General features: G+C 70.5%; 19 protein-coding genes. 11 read left to right on the forward strand and 8 right to left on the reverse strand.

Going from position 1 to position 20,750, the window contains the following annotated elements; all coding sequences use genetic code 11:
* The first annotated feature begins 18 nt into the window (after positions 1 to 18).
* From QF027_RS28260 to QF027_RS28275, 4 genes are all read left to right on the forward strand, one after another.
* Positions 19 to 1,110 carry an LLM class flavin-dependent oxidoreductase gene (locus QF027_RS28260; RefSeq protein WP_307077876.1) on the forward strand — a complete coding sequence of 364 codons (1,092 nt, stop codon included), beginning with the start codon at positions 19 to 21 and terminating at the stop codon, positions 1,108 to 1,110.
* Positions 1,107 to 1,712 carry an FMN reductase gene (locus tag QF027_RS28265; RefSeq protein ID WP_306977897.1) on the forward strand — a complete coding sequence of 202 codons (606 nt, stop codon included), beginning with the start codon at positions 1,107 to 1,109 and terminating at the stop codon, positions 1,710 to 1,712. Before QF027_RS28260 ends, QF027_RS28265 begins: the two co-directional genes overlap by 4 nt.
* A gap of 73 nt (positions 1,713 to 1,785) precedes the next feature.
* Positions 1,786 to 2,511 carry a response regulator transcription factor gene (locus QF027_RS28270; RefSeq protein WP_306977895.1) on the forward strand — a complete coding sequence of 242 codons (726 nt, stop codon included), beginning with the start codon at positions 1,786 to 1,788 and terminating at the stop codon, positions 2,509 to 2,511.
* Positions 2,512 to 3,936, forward strand: a complete 1,425-nt coding sequence (locus QF027_RS28275; RefSeq protein ID WP_307077878.1) for a sensor histidine kinase — start codon at positions 2,512 to 2,514, stop codon at positions 3,934 to 3,936.
* Positions 3,937 to 4,436: 500 nt separating this feature from the next.
* On the opposite strand, the gene QF027_RS28280 is transcribed toward QF027_RS28275, so the two are convergent.
* From QF027_RS28280 to QF027_RS28290, 3 genes are read right to left on the reverse strand one after another with little or no spacing between them, the layout of a single operon-like run.
* Positions 4,437 to 5,279 (reverse strand): PaaX family transcriptional regulator, encoded by an 843-nt coding sequence (locus QF027_RS28280; protein WP_307077880.1) that lies wholly within the window; start codon positions 5,277 to 5,279, stop codon positions 4,437 to 4,439.
* Positions 5,280 to 5,331: 52 nt separating this feature from the next.
* Entirely contained in the window at positions 5,332 to 6,702 is a 1,371-nt protein-coding gene (locus tag QF027_RS28285) for an alpha/beta hydrolase family protein (RefSeq protein ID WP_307077882.1), read from the reverse strand.
* A complete protein-coding gene (locus QF027_RS28290; RefSeq protein ID WP_307077884.1) occupies positions 6,699 to 8,042 on the reverse strand; it encodes an MFS transporter in 1,344 nt (447 codons plus the stop codon). Before QF027_RS28290 ends, QF027_RS28285 begins: the two co-directional genes overlap by 4 nt.
* Before the next feature lie 137 nt (positions 8,043 to 8,179).
* On the opposite strand from QF027_RS28290, the gene QF027_RS28295 reads away from it, so the two are divergent.
* Entirely contained in the window at positions 8,180 to 8,818 is a 639-nt protein-coding gene (locus QF027_RS28295; protein ID WP_307077886.1) for an RNA polymerase sigma factor, read from the forward strand.
* Positions 8,815 to 9,861: a CU044_5270 family protein gene (locus QF027_RS28300; protein ID WP_307077888.1), complete on the forward strand. Its 1,047-nt coding sequence runs from the start codon at positions 8,815 to 8,817 to the stop codon at positions 9,859 to 9,861. The genes QF027_RS28295 and QF027_RS28300 overlap by 4 nt, the downstream gene beginning before the upstream one ends.
* A 4-nt stretch (positions 9,862 to 9,865) precedes the next feature.
* On the opposite strand, the gene QF027_RS28305 is transcribed toward QF027_RS28300, so the two are convergent.
* From QF027_RS28305 to QF027_RS28320, 4 genes are all read right to left on the reverse strand, one after another.
* Positions 9,866 to 10,897: a LacI family DNA-binding transcriptional regulator gene (locus QF027_RS28305; RefSeq protein WP_306977877.1), complete on the reverse strand. Its 1,032-nt coding sequence runs from the start codon at positions 10,895 to 10,897 to the stop codon at positions 9,866 to 9,868.
* Between the two features lie 77 nt (positions 10,898 to 10,974).
* Positions 10,975 to 11,811 (reverse strand): ATP-binding cassette domain-containing protein, encoded by an 837-nt coding sequence (locus QF027_RS28310; RefSeq protein ID WP_057608088.1) that lies wholly within the window; start codon positions 11,809 to 11,811, stop codon positions 10,975 to 10,977.
* The gene (locus QF027_RS28315; protein WP_062042051.1) at positions 11,808 to 12,821 is read right to left on the reverse strand and encodes an ABC transporter permease; all 1,014 of its coding nucleotides are present in this window, start codon (positions 12,819 to 12,821) and stop codon (positions 11,808 to 11,810) included. The genes QF027_RS28310 and QF027_RS28315 overlap by 4 nt, the downstream gene beginning before the upstream one ends.
* Before the next feature lie 304 nt (positions 12,822 to 13,125).
* Entirely contained in the window at positions 13,126 to 14,142 is a 1,017-nt protein-coding gene (locus QF027_RS28320; protein WP_307077890.1) for a sugar ABC transporter substrate-binding protein, read from the reverse strand.
* Positions 14,143 to 14,438: 296 nt separating this feature from the next.
* Between QF027_RS28320 and QF027_RS28325 the strand changes: the two genes are divergently transcribed.
* A complete protein-coding gene (locus tag QF027_RS28325; RefSeq protein WP_306977870.1) occupies positions 14,439 to 14,732 on the forward strand; it encodes a putative quinol monooxygenase in 294 nt (97 codons plus the stop codon).
* Positions 14,733 to 14,769: 37 nt separating this feature from the next.
* Here the strand turns inward: QF027_RS28325 and QF027_RS28330 are convergent, their stop codons facing one another.
* Positions 14,770 to 16,029, reverse strand: coding sequence for an ROK family transcriptional regulator (locus QF027_RS28330; protein ID WP_307077892.1), 1,260 nt, complete (start codon positions 16,027 to 16,029; stop codon positions 14,770 to 14,772).
* A gap of 161 nt (positions 16,030 to 16,190) precedes the next feature.
* On the opposite strand from QF027_RS28330, the gene QF027_RS28335 reads away from it, so the two are divergent.
* Genes QF027_RS28335 through QF027_RS28350 form a run of 4 tightly spaced genes read left to right on the forward strand, consistent with a single transcriptional unit; the run spans position 16,191 to position 20,737 of the window.
* On the forward strand, positions 16,191 to 17,507 hold the full coding sequence (locus QF027_RS28335; RefSeq protein WP_307077894.1) for an ABC transporter substrate-binding protein: 1,317 nt from the start codon (positions 16,191 to 16,193) through the stop codon (positions 17,505 to 17,507).
* A 5-nt stretch (positions 17,508 to 17,512) separates the two neighbouring features.
* Positions 17,513 to 18,505 carry a carbohydrate ABC transporter permease gene (locus QF027_RS28340; RefSeq protein ID WP_307077896.1) on the forward strand — a complete coding sequence of 331 codons (993 nt, stop codon included), beginning with the start codon at positions 17,513 to 17,515 and terminating at the stop codon, positions 18,503 to 18,505.
* 13 nt (positions 18,506 to 18,518) lie between these two features.
* A complete protein-coding gene (locus QF027_RS28345; protein ID WP_307082516.1) occupies positions 18,519 to 19,358 on the forward strand; it encodes a carbohydrate ABC transporter permease in 840 nt (279 codons plus the stop codon).
* 20 nt (positions 19,359 to 19,378) lie between these two features.
* Positions 19,379 to 20,737 carry a GH1 family beta-glucosidase gene (locus QF027_RS28350; protein ID WP_306977861.1) on the forward strand — a complete coding sequence of 453 codons (1,359 nt, stop codon included), beginning with the start codon at positions 19,379 to 19,381 and terminating at the stop codon, positions 20,735 to 20,737.
* The last annotated feature ends 13 nt before the right edge of the window (positions 20,738 to 20,750 follow it).

The raw sequence follows: 20,750 nt of genomic DNA on the forward strand, positions 1-20,750 counted from the left end.
CTTGGAGGGTGAGCGACCATGCAGTTCGGGATCTTCAGCGTCGGCGATGTCACGCCGGACCCGACGACCGGCCGTACGCCGAGCGAGCGCGAGCGGATCAAGGCCATGGTCGCGATCGCCCTGAAGGCCGAGGAGGTCGGGCTGGACGTCTTCGCGACCGGCGAGCACCACAACCCGCCGTTCGTGCCGTCGTCGCCGACCACCATGCTCGGGTACATCGCCGCGCAGACCGAGAGGCTGATCCTCTCCACCTCGACCACGCTGATCACCACGAACGACCCGGTGAAGATCGCCGAGGACTTCGCGATGCTCCAGCACCTGGCCGACGGCCGGGTCGACCTCATGATGGGCCGCGGGAACACCGGGCCGGTCTACCCCTGGTTCGGGCAGGACATCCGGGAGGGCATCAACCTCGCCATCGAGAACTACGCGCTGCTGCGCCGGCTGTGGCGCGAGGACGTCGTGAACTGGGAGGGCAAGTTCCGTACGCCGCTCCAGGGCTTCACGTCCACGCCCCGGCCGCTCGACGGCGTCGCGCCGTTCGTCTGGCACGGCTCCATCCGCTCCCCGGAGATCGCCGAGCAGGCCGCCTACTACGGCGACGGGTTCTTCCACAACAACATCTTCTGGCCGGCCGACCACACCAAGCGGATGGTCGAGCTGTACCGGGCCCGGTACGCCCACTACGGGCACGGGACGCCCGAGCAGGCGATCGTGGGGCTCGGCGGCCAGGTGTTCATGCGCCGTAACTCCCAGGACGCGGTGAGGGAGTTCCGGCCGTACTTCGACGTCGCGCCGGTGTACGGGCACGGGCCCTCCCTGGAGGACTTCACCGACCAGACCCCGCTGACCGTGGGCTCCCCGGAACAGGTCATCGAGAAGACGCTGAAGTTCCGCGAGTATGCCGGGGACTACCAGCGCCAGCTGTTCCTCGTCGACCACGCCGGACTGCCCCTGAAGACCGTCCTGGAGCAGATCGACCTGCTCGGCGAGGAGGTCGTGCCGGTGCTGCGCAAGGAGTTCGCGGCAGGGCGGCCGGCGGACGTCCCGGAGGCTCCCACCCACGCGTCCCTGCTGGCCGCAGAGCAGAACAAGGAGGTCGTCGCATGAAGCTCGTCGTCGTGTCCGCGGGGCTGAGCGTCCCGTCGTCCACCCGCCTGCTGGGAGACCGGCTGGCCGCGGCCGTGGGGCGCGCGGCCGAGGTGGACGTGCAGGTCGTGGAGTTGCGGGAACTCGCCGTGGAGATCGCGCAGAACTTCACGAACGGCTTTCCGGGACGGGCGCTGGCCGCCGCGCAGGAGGCGGTGGCCGGGGCCGACGGGCTGATCGTGGTGACACCGGTGTTCTCGGCGTCGTACAGCGGACTCTTCAAGTCGTTCTTCGACGTGCTCGAGCCGGAGGACCTGGAGGGCAAGCCGGTGCTGATCGCGGCGACCGGTGGTTCGGCCCGGCATTCGCTGGTGCTGGAGCACGCGCTGCGGCCGCTCTTCGCCTATCTGAAGGCCGTCGTCGTGCCGACCGGGGTGTACGCCGCGTCGGAGGACTGGGGTGCCGAGGGGCTGGACGGGCGGATCGAGCGGGCGGCCGGGGAGCTGGCCGCGCTGATGGCGGGACTGTCGGTCGGGCGCGGGCCGCGTGCGGCCCGGGCCGACTCGTTCTCGGCGGTCGTGCCGTTCGAGGAGCAGCTCGCCGCGTTGCGTCCCACGGGGTGAGAGGGCAGTAAGAAGGGCACGAGGTGAGCAGCTCATCACGTCGTACGACTCGGTGGGACGGCACACTGAGGGTGTGCCCCAAAATGTGCTGCTCGCCGAAGACGACCGCGCCATCCGCCACGCCCTGGAGCGCGCCCTGACCCTGGAGGGCTACCAGGTCACCGCGGTCGCCGACGGCGTCGAGGCGCTGGCGCAGGCCCACAAGACGCCGCCGGACGTGCTCGTCCTCGACGTGATGATGCCCGGGATCGACGGGCTCCAGGTCTGCCGGGTGCTGCGCGCCGAGGGCGACCGGACGCCGATCCTCATGCTGACGGCGCTCGTGGAGACCCAGGACCGGATCGCCGGTCTGGACGCGGGCGCCGACGACTATGTGGTCAAGCCGTTCGACGTCGAGGAGGTCTTCGCCCGGCTGAGGGCCTTGCTGCGGCGGACCAGCCCGGACGGGATGGCTCCGGTCGGCGCGGTTCCCAGGGCCGTGGTGCCCGAACTGCCCGAGGGGCGGATCGAGGCGGCCGGACTGCGCATGGACATCCAGGCACGGCGGGCCTGGCGGGGGACGCGCGAGCTGGAGCTGACCCGTACCGAGTTCGAGCTGCTCGAACTGCTCGTGCGGAACGCGGGCATCGTGCTTGATCATTCGACCATCTACGATCGCATCTGGGGCTACGACTTCGGGCCCGGCTCCAAGAACCTCGCCGTCTACGTCGGCTATCTGCGCCGCAAGCTCGACGAGCCCGGCGCCCCGCAGCTGATCCACACGGTGCGCGGCGTGGGTTACGTGCTCCGGGAGGACTGAGTGGGGCGGCTGGCTCGGCTGTGGGCCCGGCCGCGGCCCCGGCTGCTGTCCCTGCGGACCACGTTCGCGGTGTCCTTCGCCGCGGTGACGGCCGCGGTGACCGTGCTGGTCGGTGTGCTGTCCTACAGCGCCGCCGCGCGGCTGGTGCGGGTGGACCAGGAGTCCGTGTTCGACCAGGTCGTGCAGGATCTCCGGGACGAGGTGAGCCAGCACCGGATGACACCGGAGGACTTCTCGTCCTCGGCGCCCGGGCACGACCTGGTGCGTCCCGCCCGTACGGATGTGCAGGTGCTGGGGCCCACCGGGGCGGTCGCCGATCCCGGGCGGCCCGGGCTGCCGGTGGTCTCCGGGGACCGGCGGGTCGCGGCCGCCGGTGCGGCCGGGCGGATGGTCCTGCACAAAGAGGTCTCGGTCGGCAGCGATGTGTACCGGATCGCCACGGTCTCGCTGGGTGGCGGGCGGGGCGCCGTGCAGGTCGCCCAGGAGTTCAGTGACACCGAGGATCTGTTGCGGGCGCTTCAGCAGCGGACGTTTCTGCTCATGGTGGCGGTCGTGGTGGGCGCCGGGTTGTTCGGGTGGTGGCTGGCCCGGCGGATCACCCGGCGGCTGGTGATCCTCACGTCCGCCGCGGAGGATGTGGCCCGGACCCGGCGGCTGGGGATCGAGGTGCCGGTCACCGGTTACGACGAGGTGGGGCGGCTGGGGCGGGCCTTCGACCGGATGCTGGGGCGGCTCGCGCAGTCCGAGGAGGACCAGCGGCGGCTGGTGCAGGACGCGGGGCACGAGCTTCGGACGCCGCTCACGTCGTTGCGTACGAACATCTCGCTGCTGCGGCGGATCGATGAGCTGCCGCCCGCCACGCGCGACGAGCTGGTCGCCGATCTCTCGCAGGAGGCACGGGAGTTGACCGATCTGGTCAACGAGCTGGTCGACCTCGCGGCGGGGCAGGCGGACAACGAGCCGCCGCAGCGGGTGGATCTCGCCGATGTCGCGGAGGAGGTGGCGGGGGCGGCGCGGCGGCGGAACGGGCGGGAGGTCGTGGTGCACGCCAGTGGGTCGACGGTGACGGACGGGCGGCCGGGGATGCTGCAGCGGGCGGTGTCGAACCTGGTCGAGAACGCGGCGAAGTTCGACCGGGACGGTACCGCTCCGATCGAGATATCGGTGTCCGGGTTCACGGCGGCCGGGCCGGTGCGGGTGGAGGTGCTGGACCGGGGGCCGGGGATCGCCGAGGTTGATCTTGTGCGGGTGTTCGACCGGTTCTACCGGGCGGCGGACGCGCGGTCGTTGCCGGGGTCGGGCCTGGGGTTGTCGATCGTGCGGGAGGTTGCGCTGTCGCACGGGGGCGCGCCGTTCGCGTTTCCCCGGGAGGGCGGCGGGACGGTGATCGGGTTCACGGTGGGCGGGGACGCCTCCGGCGGTTGAACGGGTTCGGTTGCTGGGCGGGTGCGGGTTCGATGGGGGCGGGCGTTTTTGCGCAGTTCCCCGCGCCCCCGGATGCCTGCGGCGGCCGGTTCGGCTCCGGTGGGGGCTTGTGTGGCGCGTGCGGTGTGTTGTGGGTCGGGGCCGGGGTGGGGGGTGTCCGTCCTCGGTCCGGCGGCTCGGTCCCTTGAGTGGTGCTCTGTGACGGACGCCGGCCGCTGCGGGCGGACACCCCCCGCCCCGTCCCCTGCCCGCCGTACGCGGCCAACGGCCCGTGGGGGGCGCGCGGTCCGGTGAACGGTCCGTGGCGCGGGAGGTGGCGAACGGCCCGGCCTGGCGCAGGTGACCGCAACCCCCTAGGGGCGCGGGGAACTGCGCGATCAGCCACAACACACCCGCACCCGCCCGACAACCTGACCCGGCACCCCCTAGGCGCCCCGCCAAGCCCAGCGCAGCTGCCCGCGGGGAACTGCGCGACCAGCCCCCACCGGCCCGCAGCCGCCCTAGTCACGCAGAGGGGTCGTCTCCAGGGTTGCCCGGGCTGCCTTCAGGGCCGGGTGGGTTTGTTGGGCGACGCGGTGGAAGGTTTCCTGGGCGGGGCGGGCCGGCCAGGCCGGGGGGAGGTGGCGGGCCGGGAGTCTCGGGTCCGTGCGGATGGTGCGGAGCCAGTCGCTGACCAGGCGCAGACGGGTGCCGATGGGGTCGTCGTCGGTGCCGTTGACCAGGTGGGCGCTCCAGCGCTTGTCGAAGGTGACATAGCGGGCGGCGATGGACTCCAGGTCCCAGGTCTCGCGGATCATCCGCTCGATGTCGGTCACCTCGGCGGCCTGGGCGTGGAAGATCTTGACATGGGCCGTGAGGCCGAGCTCGGTGACCACCGCGGAGACGTCCACGTAGCCGGGGGCGATCCACAGGCCGCTGTACAGGGCCCCGAATCCCGACCAGGTGAGCCGTGAGCGCAGATCGTGGCGCTGGCGTTTCCAGGAGTCGGGCAGGGAGAAGCCGAGCAGGGTCCAGGAGCCGTCCCAGTCGTCGTTGACGGCGCCCTGCTTCCAGATGCGGGTGCGGCCGTCGATCAGGACGCGGGTGGCCTGCGGGGTCAGGCCGAAGAACATCTTGCGGCCCTCGCGCTGACGCTGGAGCAGGCCCCGGTTGACCATGCGGGTGAGGGTGGAGCGGACGGCCTGCTCGCCCACGCCCACGCGGCCCAGGACGTCGATGATGCTGCCCGAGTAGACGCCCAGGTCCCCCTCCTCCAGGACGTGGTTGCCGAAGAAGGTGAGCATGAGCGACTGCGGGCGCGGCTGCGGCCCCTCCGCGGTGTCCAGGATGTCGTCGTCCTCCACGGGGGCAAGGGTACGGCCGCCCGCCGACCGTGCGGCAGGCGGTCGTACGAGGTCACCGGCGGTCGGCGGGGTGGGCAAGGTCGTAGGGGCGCAGGTAGGGGGTGGGGTGGTACCGGACGTAACGGGTGGGGGTGGTGGGGTCGGCCGCTGTGGCGCGGGCGTTGAGGGACGCCGGGTCGGTGCCCTGCCAGCTGCCGGTGGTGAGGCGGTCCTCCAGGGTGTGGAGGGCGGCCAGTTGTTCGGCGGGGCTGAAGGTGCAGTGGCCCGCGTTGTCGACGTACGCCTGACGCAGGAGGGGGGCGGAGCCGGCAGCCGTCACCGCGCGGCGCAGGGCGCTCTCCGTCTGGACGGGGACCAGGGGGTCGCCGATGGTGTGGATGGAGAGCTGGGGCTTGGCCAGCTTGCCGGTGAAGCTGCTGGTGGAGCTCATCCAGGCGACGGCGGCCGGGTCCGCGGTGATGCGCGGGGCCCGGTTGAGGACGGCGAGGTCCTTGGTCAGGGAGAGGCCCGCCTTCTTGTACAGCGCGGTGACCTCCTTGCGGACGGAGGACTTCCCGAGCAGCCGTGCGTAGTCGATGCCGGTGTTCCAGGACATGTTGCCGCCCGCGCGGACCTCGGCCTCCTGGCGGCGGTTGAAGGCGGCGATCTTCAGCAGGCCCTTGACTGCGTCGTACTGGTTGGCCTGCTGGGCGTCCCAGTCGCTTGCGGCGGGCCGGGTCTGGGTGGGCGCGTTCCAGACCGGGATGTTGTGGAGGGCCGCGGCGAGGGCGATACGGGCCCGGCCCTCGGTCGTCGACTGGGCGGAGTCGACCTTGGCGGTGAGGGTGTTGGCCGCGTCGGTGGCCGCCTGCTGGCTCGGGAGGTTCACCAGGGGGACGTCGGAGCCCAGGAGCGTCTTGAGGGCGAACACCGGGTCGAGGGTGTTGTTCCAGTTGGCGACTCCGCCGTGGACCAGGCCGCACATGGAGAGCGAGCCGTCGATCGCGTCCGGGTGGCGCTCGGCTATCGCCGTGGTGACCAGGCCGCCGTACGACCGTCCCCAGGCGAGGGTGCGAGAGGCCTGTCCGAAGCGGGTGGTGAAGGCCTTCAGGGTGGCCATCTGGTCGGGGACCGCGTCGGTGACCGCCCAGCCGGTGGACGCGTACGAGGAGCCGATGAGGGCGTAACCCTGCTGGAGGAGAAGGGGCTTGGTGGCCGCGTCCGGAGCGTCCTGGGCGGGGTTGGCGGGGCCCGCGTTGTAGCCGTGGCTGAACAGGAGGACGGTGCCGTTCCAGTTGGTGGGGACGTCCATCATGTACGTGGCACCGGAGGGAAGTCGGCCGTCCACGTGAGTGGTGGTGTCGGTGGTGGCCGTCGCCGCGGGTGCGGCGGTCAGGGTGAGCAGAAGCGCCGTCGCGCAGGCGATGCGGGTGCCGTGCCTCATGCGGTGATCTCCTCCGTGTGGGGGGTGGTGGGGAGTTCGGGGGCGGGTTCGTCGCCGAGTGAGGTACGGCTGGTCTCGCGGACGAACCACACCGTCAGCGCGGTGATCAGCGAGCCGCCGCACAGCAGGAGGGCGACCGGGGTGCCGTTGCCGCTGCTCGCGACCAGGCTGCCGGCGATCATCGGGGAGAAGCCGGCGCCCACGAGGGTGGCGCCCTGGTAGCCGAGCGAGGCGCCGGTGTAGCGGACCTTGGTGCCGAACATCTCGCTGAACAGGGCGCCGAGGGGGCCGTACATCAGCGACTGGGAGATGCCGTGGCCGATGACCACGGCCAGGATCAGGGCCCCCGAGGACTTGGAGTCGACCAGTGCGAGGACGGGGAAGGCGGTGGCGGCGGACAGGATCGCTCCGGTGAGGACGACCGGGCGGCGGCCGATCCGGTCGGAGAGCGCGGAGGCGCAGGGCAGCACGACCAGGGCGACCGCGGCGGAGACGGTGAGCGCGGTGAGCACCTGTGGGCGGGGATAGCCGATGCCGGTGGCGTACGAGATCAGGTAACTGGTCAGCAGGGACTGCGCGGTGAAGGCACCGATGCCGACACCGCAGGCCAGCAGCACCGGGCGTGGGCGGCGCAGGACGTCGAGGACGGGGAGCCTCGACTCGGCGCGGTCCTTCTTCACCTCGGCGAACAGCGGGCTCTCGACCACCTTGAGACGGACGAACAGGCCGACGCCGAGCAGCAGCACGCTCAGCAGGAACGGCACACGCCAGCCCCAGGCCGCGAACTGGTCCTTGGGGAGGGTGGAGACCAGGGCGACGACGGCGGCGGAGATCAGGGAGCCGAGCGGGGCTCCCATCTGCGTGAAGCTCGACCACAGGCCGCGGCGGCGCTCGCCCGCGTGCTCCACGACCATCAGGGTCGCGCCGCCCCACTCACCGCCGATGGCGATGCCCTGGACCACGCGCAGGGTGATCAGCAGGACCGGCGCCCAGACGCCGATGGTGTCGTACGTGGGCAGCAGGCCGATGAGGAAACTGGCGCCGCCCATCAGGCCCATGGTGAGCAGCAGCATGTTCTTGCGGCCCAGGCGGTCGCCGAAGTGCCCGAAGACGATGCCGCCGATCGGGCGGGCCACATAGCCGGCGGCGAAGGTGCCGAACGCGGCGATCGTGCCCACGGCGGGGTCGGCGCCGGGGAAGAACAGTTCGCCGAAGACCAGGGCGGCGACGGTGCCGTAGACGAGGAAGTCGTAGAACTCGACGGCGGTGCCGAGCAGTCCGGAGAGGGCGACTCGGCGGAGTTGGCGGGTGCGTTCTGATGCGGTGGGGGACGGGGGCATCGCGGGCTCCCTTGGAGCGGGGGAAGGACACCGTGAAATTAGGCTGTCTCGTGACTGTCGTCAATAAAGTGCACAACATTAGGCCGGATGTGACGCGCGTCACTGGAACTCCGTGATCTCGTCGGGCAGTTGAGTGCGTGACCACAGATATGCGAACCCGGATACGGGCCGGGGATCCGGACGCCTTCGCGGAGCTCTACGACCAGTGCGCCCGCTCGGTGTACAACCACGCCTTCCGGCTGACCGCCGACTGGTCCGTGGCCGAGGACGTCATGTCGGCGACGTTCATGGAGGCCTGGCGGCGCCGGGCGTCGATCGAGGCCGACGGGGGCTCGCTGCGGCCCTGGCTGCTCGGCATCGCCACGAACGTCGCCCGGACCCACTACCGCAGCAACCGCCGCTACCGGGCCGCGGCCGGCGCGGCGGCCGCGGCGGGGGTGGCGGAGGTCGCCGACCATGCCGAGGAGACCGCCGGGCGGGTCGACGACCGGCGCCGGATCGCCGCCACCCTGACCGCGCTCGGCTCCCTGAAGCGCCCCGAACGCGAGGTCCTGGTGCTGTGTCTGTGGGAGGGGCTGGAGTACGCCGACGCCGCCCGCGCCCTCGGCATCCCCGTCGGCACCGTCCGCTCCCGGCTGTCCCGGGCGCGCGGCAGGCTGCGCAAGCTCGCCGAGGTCGAACTGGCGAGAAAAAGACGGGAACTCACCCCATCGAACCGGCAGATAACAGGAGATCGCGACTACGTGATCCGGTCCGCACAGGAAGGAAACCGATGAACGCCAGCCCCTCCCAGCCGCACCCGGCCGAGTGGACGGAGACCCAGGGTCTTCTGCCCTCCGTGGAGCGGGATCTGCCGGCGGGCCGCCACCAGTTCCACAAGGAGCAGATGATGGTCCAGATCCGCGAAGACCTCCGTACCACCGCTGTCGCCCCCGTACGCCGCAACCCGTTCCTGCGCCGGGCGGTCCTGCTGCCCGCGATGGCCTGCGCCCTGGCCGGCGCGGTCGTGGGCGGCCTCGCCCTGACCGGCGGCGGTGACGCGAACGCCGCCCTGGCCACCGGGCCCGCCCTGACGACCCGGATCGGCGCCGCCGACGCCCGGGGCGCCGACCGCCTGCTCGACAACATCTCCCTGGCCGCCGCCGACACCTCCGAACCCGCCGTGCGCGACGACCAGTTCCTCTACATCGCGTCCAAGGTCGCCAGCACCTATCCGAAGACGGTCGACGACAAGACCACGGTGGTCAGCGAGAAGCTGCACTCCCGCCAGGTCTGGATGTCCCCCGACGGCAGGAACGGCTGGCTGATCGAGCCGGGCAACACGAGCGAGGACGGCGTGACCCTGGCCGGACCGAACCCGCCCAGCTCGGCCTACCACCGCCTCGCCCAGCTGCCCACCGACCCCGGGGCCCTGCTGCGGAAGATCTACCAGGAGTCGGACGCCACCAGGGATCCCGAAGTCCCCCGCGACCAGGCCGCCTTCGTCGCCATCGGCGACCTGCTGACCGAGAGCTACCCGCCCGCGAACCTCACCGCCGCGCTCTACAAGGCCGCCGCCGAGATCCCCGGCGTCGTCGCGGTGGACGACGCGGTCGACGCGGTGGGGCGCCACGGGGTCGCCATCGCGCGGCTCGACGAGCAGAGCGGGCAGCGCACGGAGTGGATCTTCGACAAGAAGACGTACGCGTTCCTCGGTGAGCGCAGTGTGCAGGTCGAGCCGAGCGAGACCTTCAAGAAGGGCACCGTGACCTTCACCGTCGCGATCACTCAGCGGGCGGTCGTCAACGAGATGAAGGAGGTGCCGGGGCAGGCGGGCTGACGGGTCACGCCCGCTGCAACGCCGGGGCGGGCCGCTCGCCCGAGCCGCGCACGATCAGCCGGGTCGGCACGGTGATGGTCCGGGCCCGGGTGCGGTCGCCGTCGAGGCGGGACAGCGCCGTGGTCGCCGCCGTACTGCCGATCTCCTCGGGGACCTGGGCGACGACGGTCAGGGCCGGTTCCAGCGCCTCGGCGAGCGGGACGTCGTCGAAGGAGACGACGGCGACGTCCTTGCGTCTGCTGCGGGCGAGTTCGGCCACTATCCCCAGGGCGACGATGTTGTTTCCGGCGAACAGGGCCGTGGGGGGATCGGCCAGGCCGAGGAGCCGGGAGGTCGCGGCCGAAGCCCCCTGCTGGTCATGGGCGTTGGTGACCAGGGAACGGTCGTACGGCAGACCGGCCCGCTCAAGTGCCTCCCGGTACCCGGCGAAGCGCTCACGGCGGGTGTAGAGCTTGACCGGCAGGTCGCCGACGAAGCCTATGCGCCGGTGGCCGTGGGCGATCAGGTGGGCGACACCGTCGTGGGCGCCGGTGCGGTTGGAGCTGACGACGCTGTCGGCGGCCAGGCCCGCTCCCGGACGGTCGATGAACACGACGGGCAGCCCCGTGGCGCGGTGGGTCTTGAGGTGGGAATGGTCGGCGCCGACGGACGGCACGACCAGCAGGATGCTGACGCGGCGGGAGAGGAACTTGTCCGTCAGGGCGCGTTCCCGGTCCGGGTCGTCCGCCGAGGAGCCCATGAGCAGGGTCAGTCCGCGGTCGCGGACCGTGTCCTCGATACTGCGGGCCACCGCTCCGAAGAACGGGTTGCCGAGGTCGGGGACGACCAGACCGATGGTGGTGTCGGGCCCGCCGACGCGGATGTTGCGCGCCATGAGGTTCGGCTGGAAGCCGAGTTTGGCCACGGCGGCCAGCACTTGTTCCCTGGTCTCGGCCGACGCGGGCCCGTCCTCGTTGAGAACGCGGGAGACCGTCTTGGCGCTGACGCCCACTTCGCGGGCGACGTCGGCCAGGGTCGGGCGGCGGTTCGCTGCCATGGAGGAAACCGTCTCCTGTGCTCGTCGGGTTCCGGCCGCGGCCTCGGCCGGATGCCGTCGAGTGTCGAGTGCTGTGGTCAGGTGGCCTGGACGCCCGCGGCCTTCGCGGCCTCGGAATCCGCTACGACAGTACCTCCGGCGTCATCGACGGTGAGCGCGCCGGTCATGATGGCGACGACCTCCGCCATGGAGTAGTCGGAGGGCTTGATCAGGGCGGCCCGCCGGCCCAGCCGGTGCACATGGATCCGGTCGGCGATCTCGAAGACGTGCGGCATGTTGTGGCTGATCAGGACGACCGGCATGCCCTTGTCCCGGACCCGCCGGATGAGGTCGAGGACCTGTCCGGACTCCTTGACGCCGAGCGCGGCGGTGGGTTCGTCCATGACGACGACACTGCGGGCCCAGGCGACGGAACGGGCGACCGCCACGGCCTGCCGCTGACCCCCGGAGAGGGTCTCGACCGACTGGGTCAGCGAGCGCAGTCCGATTTTCAGGTCGGCCATGTGCTCGGCGGCCTCCTGGCGCATGCGCTTCTTGTCGAGCATGCGGAAGACACTGCCGAGGACCCCGGGCCGGCGCAGCTCGCGGCCGAGGAACACGTTCGAGGCGATGTCCATCGAGGCGGCCACGGCCAGGTCCTGATAGACCGTCTCGATGCCGTGGGCGCGGGCACTTTGCGGTCCGGAGAACTGGATGGGCTCGCCGTTGAGGCGGATCTCGCCCGCGTCGGGCGTCACCGCACCGGTGAGCGCCTTGATGAGGCTGGTCTTTCCGGCGCCGTTGTCGCCGATCACGGCGAGCACCTCGCCGGGCAGCAGGTCGAAGTCGGCGCCGTCGATGGCGGTGACCTGGCCGTAGCGCTTGACGAGGCCGCGGGCCTGAAGGATCGGGGTGGGGGAGTCGAGGGCGGTCATCGGGCCTTCTTCCGGGACATCTGGTCGACGGTCACCGCGAGGATGACCAGGACTCCGGTGATCAGGGTCTGGTAGATCGAGGCGACGCCCATCAGCTGGAGCCCGTTGCGGAAGACCCCGACGATGAGGACGCCGATGAAGGTGCCGAGGACCGAACCGCGGCCTCCGAAGAGGCTGGTGCCGCCGAGGACCACGGCCGTGATGCTGTCGAGGTTGTCGGTCTGTCCGGCCTGCGGGTCGCCGACTCCGGTGCGGGAGATGAGGAGCAGGGCGGCGACGCCGTAGAGGAGACCGGCGACGGTGTAGACGCCGATGGTCAGCCGGGAGGTGCGGATGCCGTTCAGCCGCGCGGCTTCCGGGCTGTTGCCCAGGGCGTAGACGTGCCGGCCCCAGCCGGTGCTGCTCAACGCGTAGGCGAGCAGGAGGAACAGGGCGATGGTGACGAGGGAGCCGTAGGTGATGTCGGTGTGGCCCATCGGGAAGGTCTGCCCGAGAGCCGTCAGCGGGCCGGGCAGGTTGGTGACCGTCTGCTCCTCGGAGTAGATGTGGGTCAGCGCGAACGCCACGTTGAGCATGCCGAGGGTGACGATGAACGGCGGCAGCGGGATCTTCTGCACCAACAGCCCGTTCACCAGGCCGAAGCCGCCGCAGACGACCAGGCCCAGCGCGATGGCGACCAGCGGGGGCAGTGAGCCCTCGGCGGCCATCTTGGCGATCACGATGCTGCCGAACGCCATCACCGCGCCGCACGACAGGTCGATGCCTGCGGTGAGGATGATCAGGGTCTGGCCGATGGCGAGGGTGCCGACGACCATGACCTGCTGCACGATCAGCGAGAAGTTCCCACCGGTGAGGAACTGGTCGGAGGAGACGGCGAAGAAGACACAGGCGAGAAGAAGGGCGACGAGCGGGCCGGTGGTCGGTGCCGTGAGCAGCCTGCGGGCCGTGGTCGGCGCTTTGAGCTCGGCGTACGGCGAGGAGGTGCTCGGAGGCGTGGACGTGGCGGTCATGCGAAGTCCTTGTCGGAAGACAGAAGTCCTGGGGGGACAAGGGGGCGGCCGTCCCCGGGTCGGGGAGGTGCGGGGCCGGCCGCCCCGCTTAGGCCCTGTCTTCACATTCCCGTCGTCCGCCCGGAGGGCGGGCCGCACGGCGTCTGGTGCGTGCGATCGCAAGGCGCCGGAGCGCCGTCGTGGCGGAGCCACGTCGGCGGTTCGGCAACGCGGCGAGCGCGCGTGCCAGGCGTCGCGCGGCAGGCGGGAATGTGACGACAGGGCCTGGGGGAGAGGCGAAGTCGTACGTCCGCTGGGGCCGGACTCAGCCCCAGCAGTTCTCCAGGCCGAAGGCGGTGTCCTTGGACGCGACGCCCGTCTGGGCCTTGTCGGTGATCAGGGTGACGCCGGTGTCGGTGTAACCGGACGCCTTCTTGCCGTCCTTGGCGTACGTCACGACGGCGTTGACGCCCTCGGCGGCCATCTTCAGCGGGTACTGCTGCGACGTGGCCGCGATCTTGCCGTCCTTGACGGCCTGGGTGCCGGTGCAGCCGCCGTCGACCGAGACGATCAGGACGTCCTTCTCCCGGCCCTTGGCCTTCAGCGCGGTGTACGCGCCCAGGGCGGCCGGCTCGTTGATGGTGTAGACGAGGTTGATGCCGGGTTCCTTCTGGAGGCAGTTCTCCATCGCCGTCTGGCCCTTGGCCTGGTCGCCGCCCGTGTCCTGGGCGCACGCCACGTCCTTCTCGGTGGCGCCGAAGCCCTTGAGGAACCCGTTGTGCCGCTGGACGCCGACGGAGACGCCGGGCGCGAGGTCGAGGGCGGCGATCTTCGCCGACTTGCCCTTCATCGCGGCCTTGGCGTACTCGCCGATCAGCTCGCCGGCCTTGAGGTTGTCGGTGGCGAAGAGGGCGTCGACCGCGCTCTCCGGCTCGGTCGGCGTGTCCAGGGCGATGACCAGCACGCCCTTGGCCTTGGCCTTCGCTATCGCGGGCACGATCGCCTTGGAGTCGCTCGGGGTGATCAGGATGCCCTTCACACCGGCGGCGACCATGTTCTCGATGGCGGTGACCTGACCGGCGTTGTCTCCGTCGAACTTGCCCGCCGCGGTCATGAGCTGGACGCCGTCCTTCTTGGCGGCCTTCTCCGCGCCCTCCTTCATCTTCACGAAGAACGGGTTGGTGTCGGTCTTGGTGATCAGCCCGACCTTCACCGTGCCCGATCCGGAGCTCGTGGAGCCCGATCCGGAGCCGGAACCGCAGGCCGTCAGGGCGAGGGCCGCGACCGAGGTGCACGCGGCGACTCTGAGCAGGGAAGAAGGCAGTCGGGGGATGCGAGACATGAACGACTCCAGCGGGATTGCGGGCGAGCGGCGGCATCGGAGCATGCCGTCCCGGTGTCATCGTTGACTTATGTCATCGTTGACACTGCCGAGGATGATGACCCCGTCTTCCGGCAACGTCAATGCCCCGCGTCCGTCACAAGTCCGCAACGGTGAGGCGGCCGCCCGCTTCGTGCCCGAAACCGTTGACGAGCCGACCGTACTGCGCACATCATTCAGACCCCTGGATGTCATCGATGACACATGTCAACGATGACATCCGTCGGCGCCACCGCGACGAACGAGGACACGCACCCGTGAAGAAGACCCTGCTCGCCGAGTTCACCGCCCGTGAGGGAGCGCAGGACGAGGTCGCCCGCATGATCGTGGAGTACGCCGGCAAGGTGCGTGCGGAGGAAGGCAATCTCGCCTTCGACGTCTACACCAAGGCGGCGCACCCCCGCGCCTTCTGGATCTTCGAGGTGTACCGGGACGAGGACGCCTTCCAGGCGCACCTGAACGCCCCGTACGGCGGCCCGTTCAACGCCGCGCTCACCCCGTTGATCGAGGAGACCGCCTCCGTACTGACGTTCCTCGACCCGGTGGCGTGACGGGGCCGGTCGGGGAGGAACTCGCGTTCGGGCCGGGTCAGCCGTTCGCGTCCTCGCGGTCACGCCGGTGTGCGGCGGGCCGCCCGCCCCGGGCGAAGAGGTCGGCGAGGGGCAGGCTCGCCGCGCCGACCGTGACCGCGTCCGGGCCGAGCTTGCCGAGGTCGATGGAGACGCGTTCGGCCGGGTGGCGCAGGGCGTACGCGTCGGCGTACCGGCGTACGGCGGGCAGGAAGCGGGGGCCGAGCTGGAGGCCTGCCCAGCCGCCGATGAGGATCCGTTCGGGCTGGAAGAGGTTGACCAGGTCGGACAGGCCCGCGCCGACGTACTCGGCGGTCTCCTCCAGGACCGCGAGGGCCACCGGGTCGGCCTCGGCGCCCTCGGCCGGGTGGGCGGCGGCGAGCAGCGCGGCCAGCGCGGTCTCCTCGTCGGCACCCGCGGGCGGGTGGCCGCCCGCCTCGCGCCAGCGGTCGACGAGCGCCCCCGCGCCCGCGTAGGCCTCCAGACAGCCCAGGGCACCGCAGCGGCAGCGGCGTCCCCTGACCTGCACGGTCACATGTCCCCACTCCAGAGGGCGGCCGTATTCCACCTCCTCGGTGACGAGACAGGCGCCGATGCCCGAGCCGAAGAGGACGACCACCGCGTTGTGACAACCCCGGCCGGCGCCGAACCACAGCTCGGCCTGGCCGAGCGTGCGGGCACCGTTGTCGATGAAGTACGGGACGGAGTCGGGGAGTTCACAGGTCGAACGCAGCAGGGACTCGAGCGGGACGGCGTCCCAGCCGATCGTCTGGCCGTGCACCACCGCGCCCTGCCCGGGGGTGCGGGCCACGATGCCGGGGACTCCGATGCCGACGCCCAGGAGCTGTTCGGGGGCGATGTCCGTGTCGGCGAGCACTTCGGCGATGCCGTCACGGATGTGGCCGACGACGACCTCGACGTCGTAGCCGTGATGCTCCAGCGGCCGTTCGGTACGGGCGAGTTCGGTGAGGGTGAGGTCGAAGAGCTCGACGCGGACGCGGGTCTCGCCGACATCGACGCCGATCAAGTGGCCGCCGGAGGGGGCGACGCGCAGCAGGGTGCGGGGGCGGCCGCCGTCGGACTCGACGGTGCCGGCCTCCTCGACGAGGTGGTCCTCGACCAGTTCCGCCACCACGTTGCTGATGGAGCCGCCGCTCAGACCGGTGGCCGGGGCCAGCTCGAAGCGGCTCATCGGCCCGTCGAAGTACAGCCTTCGCAGTACGGCGGCCCGGTTGCCCCGTCGCAGGTCACGCACCGTCCGCCCGTTACGCCCCGCCATGTGGATCCCTTCCGACGCCGCCTCGACCTGCAAGATACCGCCGCGCCGACCCTTGACGCGACTTTCCTTCGCGTCTTAAATCACGCCATAAATTAACCTCCGGGACGGTGTTCGAGAAGCGAACGCACCCGGGGGTCTCCCCTGGAAGGGACACCAGAGCCATGCGCAGAACCCGAGCCGCGGCCGCCGGTGCGGTCACCGTTTCCCTCATGACTCTCGTGACCGCCTGCGGTGGCGGCTCCTCGACGAGCGGCGGGTCCAACGACTCACCGAAGACCCTGACCTACTGGTCCTCCAACCAGGGCGCCAGTATCGAGGTCGACAAGAAGGTCCTCCAGCCCGAGCTCGACAAGTTCGAGAAGCAGACCGGGATCAAGGTCAAGGTCGAGGTCGTCCCCTGGTCCGACCTGCTCAACCGGATCCTCACCGCGACCACTTCCGGCCAGGGCCCCGACGTCCTCAACATCGGCAACACCTGGAGCGCCTCCCTCCAGGCCACCGGGGCGCTGCTGCCCTGGGACGCGAAGAACTTCGCCGCGATCGGCGGCAAGGACCGCTTCGTCGACTCCGCGCTCGGCTCGACCGGCGCCGAGGGCCAGGACCCGGCCGCGGTCCCGCTCTACTCGATGGCCTACGCCCTCTACTACAACAAGGAGATCTTCGCCGACGCCGGCATCACCGAGCCCCCGGCGACCTGGGACGAACTGATCGCCGACGGCAAGAAGATCCAGGCCAAGGGCAAGTCCGCGCTCGGCGCGGAGGGTTCGAACCTCTCGGAGAACATCCACCACGTCTTCGTCTTCGCCCAGCAGCACGGCGGCGACTTCTTCACCGCCGACGGCAAGCCCGACTTCACCAACGACAACGTGGTGGCCGCGGTCAAGCAGTACGTCGACCTCATGGCCAAGGACAAGGTCATACCGACCGGCGACGCCGAGTACGCCCAGAACCAGTCGGTGAGCGACTTCGCCAAGGGCAACCAGGCCATGCTGCTGTGGCAGTCCGCTGCCGCCAACCTCACGTCCCAGGGCATGAGCGAGGACAAGTACGGCATCGCACCGGTGCCCGTGCAGTCCGGCACCCCGGGCGGCGGCACCCAGGTCAACTCGGCCGTCATGGGCATCAACCTGGCCGTCTTCAAGAACACCGACAACATCGACGGCGCCAGGAAGTTCGTGAAGTTCATGACCGGCGACGCCGAGCAGAAGATCCTCAACACCGCCTACAGCTCCATCCCGCCGGTGAAGAGCGTGCAGGCGGAGAGCGTGTTCAGCGCGGGCCCCAACAAGGTCCTCAAGGACACCCTCGCCACCAGCGCCGCCGCGCTGCCGCAGGTCGCCGACGAGTCGCAGTTCGAGACGGCCGTGGGAACCGCCGTCAAGGACCTGTTCGCCGACGCGGCCGCCGGACGCGCGGTCACCACCGACTCGGTGAAGGCGGCGCTGGAGAAGGCCCAGCAGCAGATGCCGGCGAAGTGAGCACGATGACCACCACCGCGCCCGCGGAGGCCGCCGTGCAGCAGAACCCTTCCGGGGCGGCGCACCCAGGTCCCCGCCGCCGCCCCGGCAGGATCCGCCGCATCGGCCTGCCGTACCTGCTTCTGCTGCCGGCCCTGCTCCTCGAACTCCTGGTCCACCTGGTGCCGATGGTGATCGGCATCGTGATGAGCTTCAAGGAGCTCACGCAGTTCTACATCCGTGACTGGGGCACCGCGCCCTCGTCCGGCCTCGACAACTACCGGGTGTCGGTGGACTTCGACGCCCCGGTCGGCGAGGCGCTGCTGCACTCGTTCCTCGTCACCGTGGCCTTCACCCTGCTGTCGGTCGGCCTGTGCTGGCTGCTCGGCACCGCGGCGGCCCTCTACCTCCAGGACACCTTCCGCGGCCGGGGCCTGCTGCGGGCGCTCTTCCTGATCCCGTACGCCCTGCCGGTCTACGCGGCCGTCATCACCTGGGTGTTCATGTTCCAGCACGACAACGGCCTGGTGAACCACGTCCTGCACGACCAGCTCCACCTCACCGACAAGCCGTCCTTCTGGCTCATCGGCGACAACAGCTTCTGGGCGCTGCTGACCGTCTCGGTGTGGAAGGGCTGGCCGTTCGCCTTCCTCATCGTCATGGCCGGACTCCAGAACATCCCCGGCGAGCTGTACGAGGCGGCGGCCCTGGACGGCGCCGGGATGTGGCAGCAGATCCGGCGCATCACGCTCCCGTCCCTGCGGCCCGTCAACCAGGTGCTGCTCCTGGTGCTGTTCCTGTGGACGTTCAACGACTTCAACACGCCGTTCGTCCTGTTCGGCAAGTCGGCACCGGAGGCCGCGGACCTGATCTCGGTCCACATCTACCAGGCGTCCTTCGTGACCTGGAACTTCGGCACCGGCTCCGCGATGTCCGTCCTGCTGCTGCTGTTCCTGCTCGTGGTGACGGGCCTCTACCTCCTGCTGACCTCCCGGGGAAGGAAGCCGGCCGATGTCTAGCCCCCGCTCGCCCATGGCGCCGCCGCGCTCGTTCTTCTGGTCCCGGCGGATCTTCCTCACCCTGCTCACCGGCTTCGTCCTGGTGCCGGTCTACGTGATGGTCTCCAGTTCACTGAAGCCGCTGGCGGACGTGACGGGCGAGTTCCACTGGGTGCCGAGCCGGTTGACCATCCGCCCGTACATCGACATCTGGTCGACGATCCCGCTCGCGCGGTACTTCGTGAACTCGCTGATCGTGGCGGGCGCGGCGACCGTCTGCTCGGTGGTGATCGCGGTGTTCGCCGCGTACGCCGTCAGCCGCTACGAGTTCCGCGGCAAGCGCGTCTTCACGGTCACCGTGCTGTCCACGCAGATGTTCCCGGGCATCCTGTTCCTGCTGCCGCTCTTCCTGATCTACGTCAACATCGGCAACGCCACCGGAATCGCCCTGTTCGGCTCGCGGGGCGGGCTGATCCTGACGTATCTGACCTTCTCCCTGCCGTTCTCGATCTGGATGCTGATCGGGTACTTCGACTCGGTGCCGCGTGATCTGGACGAGGCCGCGCTGGTGGACGGCTGCGGGCCGTTCGGCGCGCTCTTGCGGGTCGTCGTGCCCGCCGCGATCCCCGGAATCGTCGCGGTCGCCGTCTACGCCTTCATGACCGCCTGGGGAGAGGTGCTCTTCGCGTCGGTGATGACCAACGACGCCACCCGCACGCTCGCCGTCGGACTCCAGGGCTACTCCACGCTCAACAACGTGTACTGGAACCAGATCATGGCCGCCTCGCTGGTGGTGAGCGTCCCCGTGGTCGCCGGGTTCCTGCTGCTCCAGCGCTATCTCGTCGCCGGGCTGACGGCGGGCGCCGTCAAGTGACCGACCGTGAAAGGACTTTCGTGACCATCGACCTCGCCGCACTCCCGCACGACTTCCTGTGGGGCACGGCCACGGCGGCCTACCAGATCGAGGGAGCCGTGGCGGAGGACGGCCGTTCGCCGTCGATCTGGGACACCTTCTCGCACACCCCCGGCAAGGTCGCGGGCGGCGACACCGGCGACGTCGCCTGCGACCACTACCACCGCTGGCGCGAGGACATCGACCTGATGCGCCGGCTCGGCACCAACGCCTACCGGTTGTCCGTCGCCTGGCCGCGCGTGATCCCGGGCGGGGACGGCCCGGTCAACACCAAGGGCCTCGACTTCTACGACGAGTTGATCGACGCCCTGCTGGCCGCCGGCATCACCCCGTCCGTCACCCTCTACCACTGGGACCTGCCCCAGGTGCTCCAGGACCGCGGCGGCTGGCCCGCACGCGACACCGCGGAGCACTTCGCCGCGTACGCCTCGGTCGTGGCCGGGCGACTGGGCGACCGGGTGAACCACTGGGCCACGCTCAACGAACCGCTGTGCTCGGCCTGGATCGGCCACCTGGAAGGCACGATGGCCCCCGGCCTGACCGACCTCACGGCCGCCGTCCGCGCCTCCTACCACCTCCTCCTCGGCCACGGCATGGCCACCCGGGCGATCCGCGCCGCGTCCCCGTCCGCCCAGGTCGGCATCGTCACCAACCTCTCGACGATCCACGCGGCCACCAGCAGGCCCGAAGACCTCGACGCGGCCCGCCGTATGGACGGCCACACCAACCGCTGGTGGCTCGACCCGATCCACGGCCGCGGCTTCCCGCAGGACATGCGCGAGGTCTACGGCGTCGAACTCCCGGAAAAGCCAGGCGACTCGGCGGCGATCGCGGCACCCCTGGACTGGCTCGGCCTCAACTACTACATGCCGGTCACCGTCGCCGACGACCCCACCGGACCGGCCCCACGGGCCCGTCAGGTGCCCCGCCCCGGCGTGCCCCGCACCGGCATGGACTGGGAGATCGACGCAGGCGGCATCGAGACCCTCCTGCTCCGCCTCACACACGAGTACGGCGCCCGCAAGCTCTACGTCACCGAGAACGGCTCCGCCTACCCCGACGTCGTACGCCCGGACGGGACGATCGACGACCCGGAACGCCAGGAGTACCTGACCGACCACCTGGCCGCCTGCGCGTCCGCCGCCCGCAAGGGCGCCCCGCTGGCCGGCTACTTCGCCTGGTCCCTGCTGGACAACTTCGAGTGGGCCTACGGCTACGACAAGCGCTTCGGCCTGGTCCACGTCGACTACAAGACCCAGCGGCGCACGATCAAGGGCACGGGGTACCGGTACGCGGACATCATCCGGGCGCATGCCGAGAGAGGTCGCAAGGCGGCTTGATCGGGCCCCGGCC

Source organism: Streptomyces canus (assembly GCF_030816965.1).
Classification (GTDB): Bacteria; Actinomycetota; Actinomycetes; order Streptomycetales; family Streptomycetaceae; genus Streptomyces; species Streptomyces canus_E.

Excerpts from the sequence above, each read along its gene's own strand:
- QF027_RS28310 (WP_057608088.1), bottom strand. The coding sequence starts at position 11,811 with ATGACCGCCCTCGACTCCCCCACCCCGATCCTTCAGGCCCGCGGCCTC.
- QF027_RS28335 (WP_307077894.1), top strand. The coding sequence starts at position 16,191 with ATGCGCAGAACCCGAGCCGCGGCCGCCGGTGCGGTCACCGTTTCCCTC.
- QF027_RS28330 (WP_307077892.1), bottom strand. The coding sequence starts at position 16,029 with ATGGCGGGGCGTAACGGGCGGACGGTGCGTGACCTGCGACGGGGCAAC.
- QF027_RS28315 (WP_062042051.1), bottom strand. The coding sequence starts at position 12,821 with ATGACCGCCACGTCCACGCCTCCGAGCACCTCCTCGCCGTACGCCGAG.
- QF027_RS28260 (WP_307077876.1), top strand. The coding sequence starts at position 19 with ATGCAGTTCGGGATCTTCAGCGTCGGCGATGTCACGCCGGACCCGACG.
- QF027_RS28300 (WP_307077888.1), top strand. The coding sequence starts at position 8,815 with ATGAACGCCAGCCCCTCCCAGCCGCACCCGGCCGAGTGGACGGAGACC.
- QF027_RS28290 (WP_307077884.1), bottom strand. The coding sequence starts at position 8,042 with ATGCCCCCGTCCCCCACCGCATCAGAACGCACCCGCCAACTCCGCCGA.
- QF027_RS28320 (WP_307077890.1), bottom strand. The coding sequence starts at position 14,142 with ATGTCTCGCATCCCCCGACTGCCTTCTTCCCTGCTCAGAGTCGCCGCG.
- QF027_RS28285 (WP_307077882.1), bottom strand. The coding sequence starts at position 6,702 with ATGAGGCACGGCACCCGCATCGCCTGCGCGACGGCGCTTCTGCTCACC.
- QF027_RS28265 (WP_306977897.1), top strand. The coding sequence starts at position 1,107 with ATGAAGCTCGTCGTCGTGTCCGCGGGGCTGAGCGTCCCGTCGTCCACC.
- QF027_RS28305 (WP_306977877.1), bottom strand. The coding sequence starts at position 10,897 with ATGGCAGCGAACCGCCGCCCGACCCTGGCCGACGTCGCCCGCGAAGTG.
- QF027_RS28340 (WP_307077896.1), top strand. The coding sequence starts at position 17,513 with ATGACCACCACCGCGCCCGCGGAGGCCGCCGTGCAGCAGAACCCTTCC.
- QF027_RS28345 (WP_307082516.1), top strand. The coding sequence starts at position 18,519 with ATGGCGCCGCCGCGCTCGTTCTTCTGGTCCCGGCGGATCTTCCTCACC.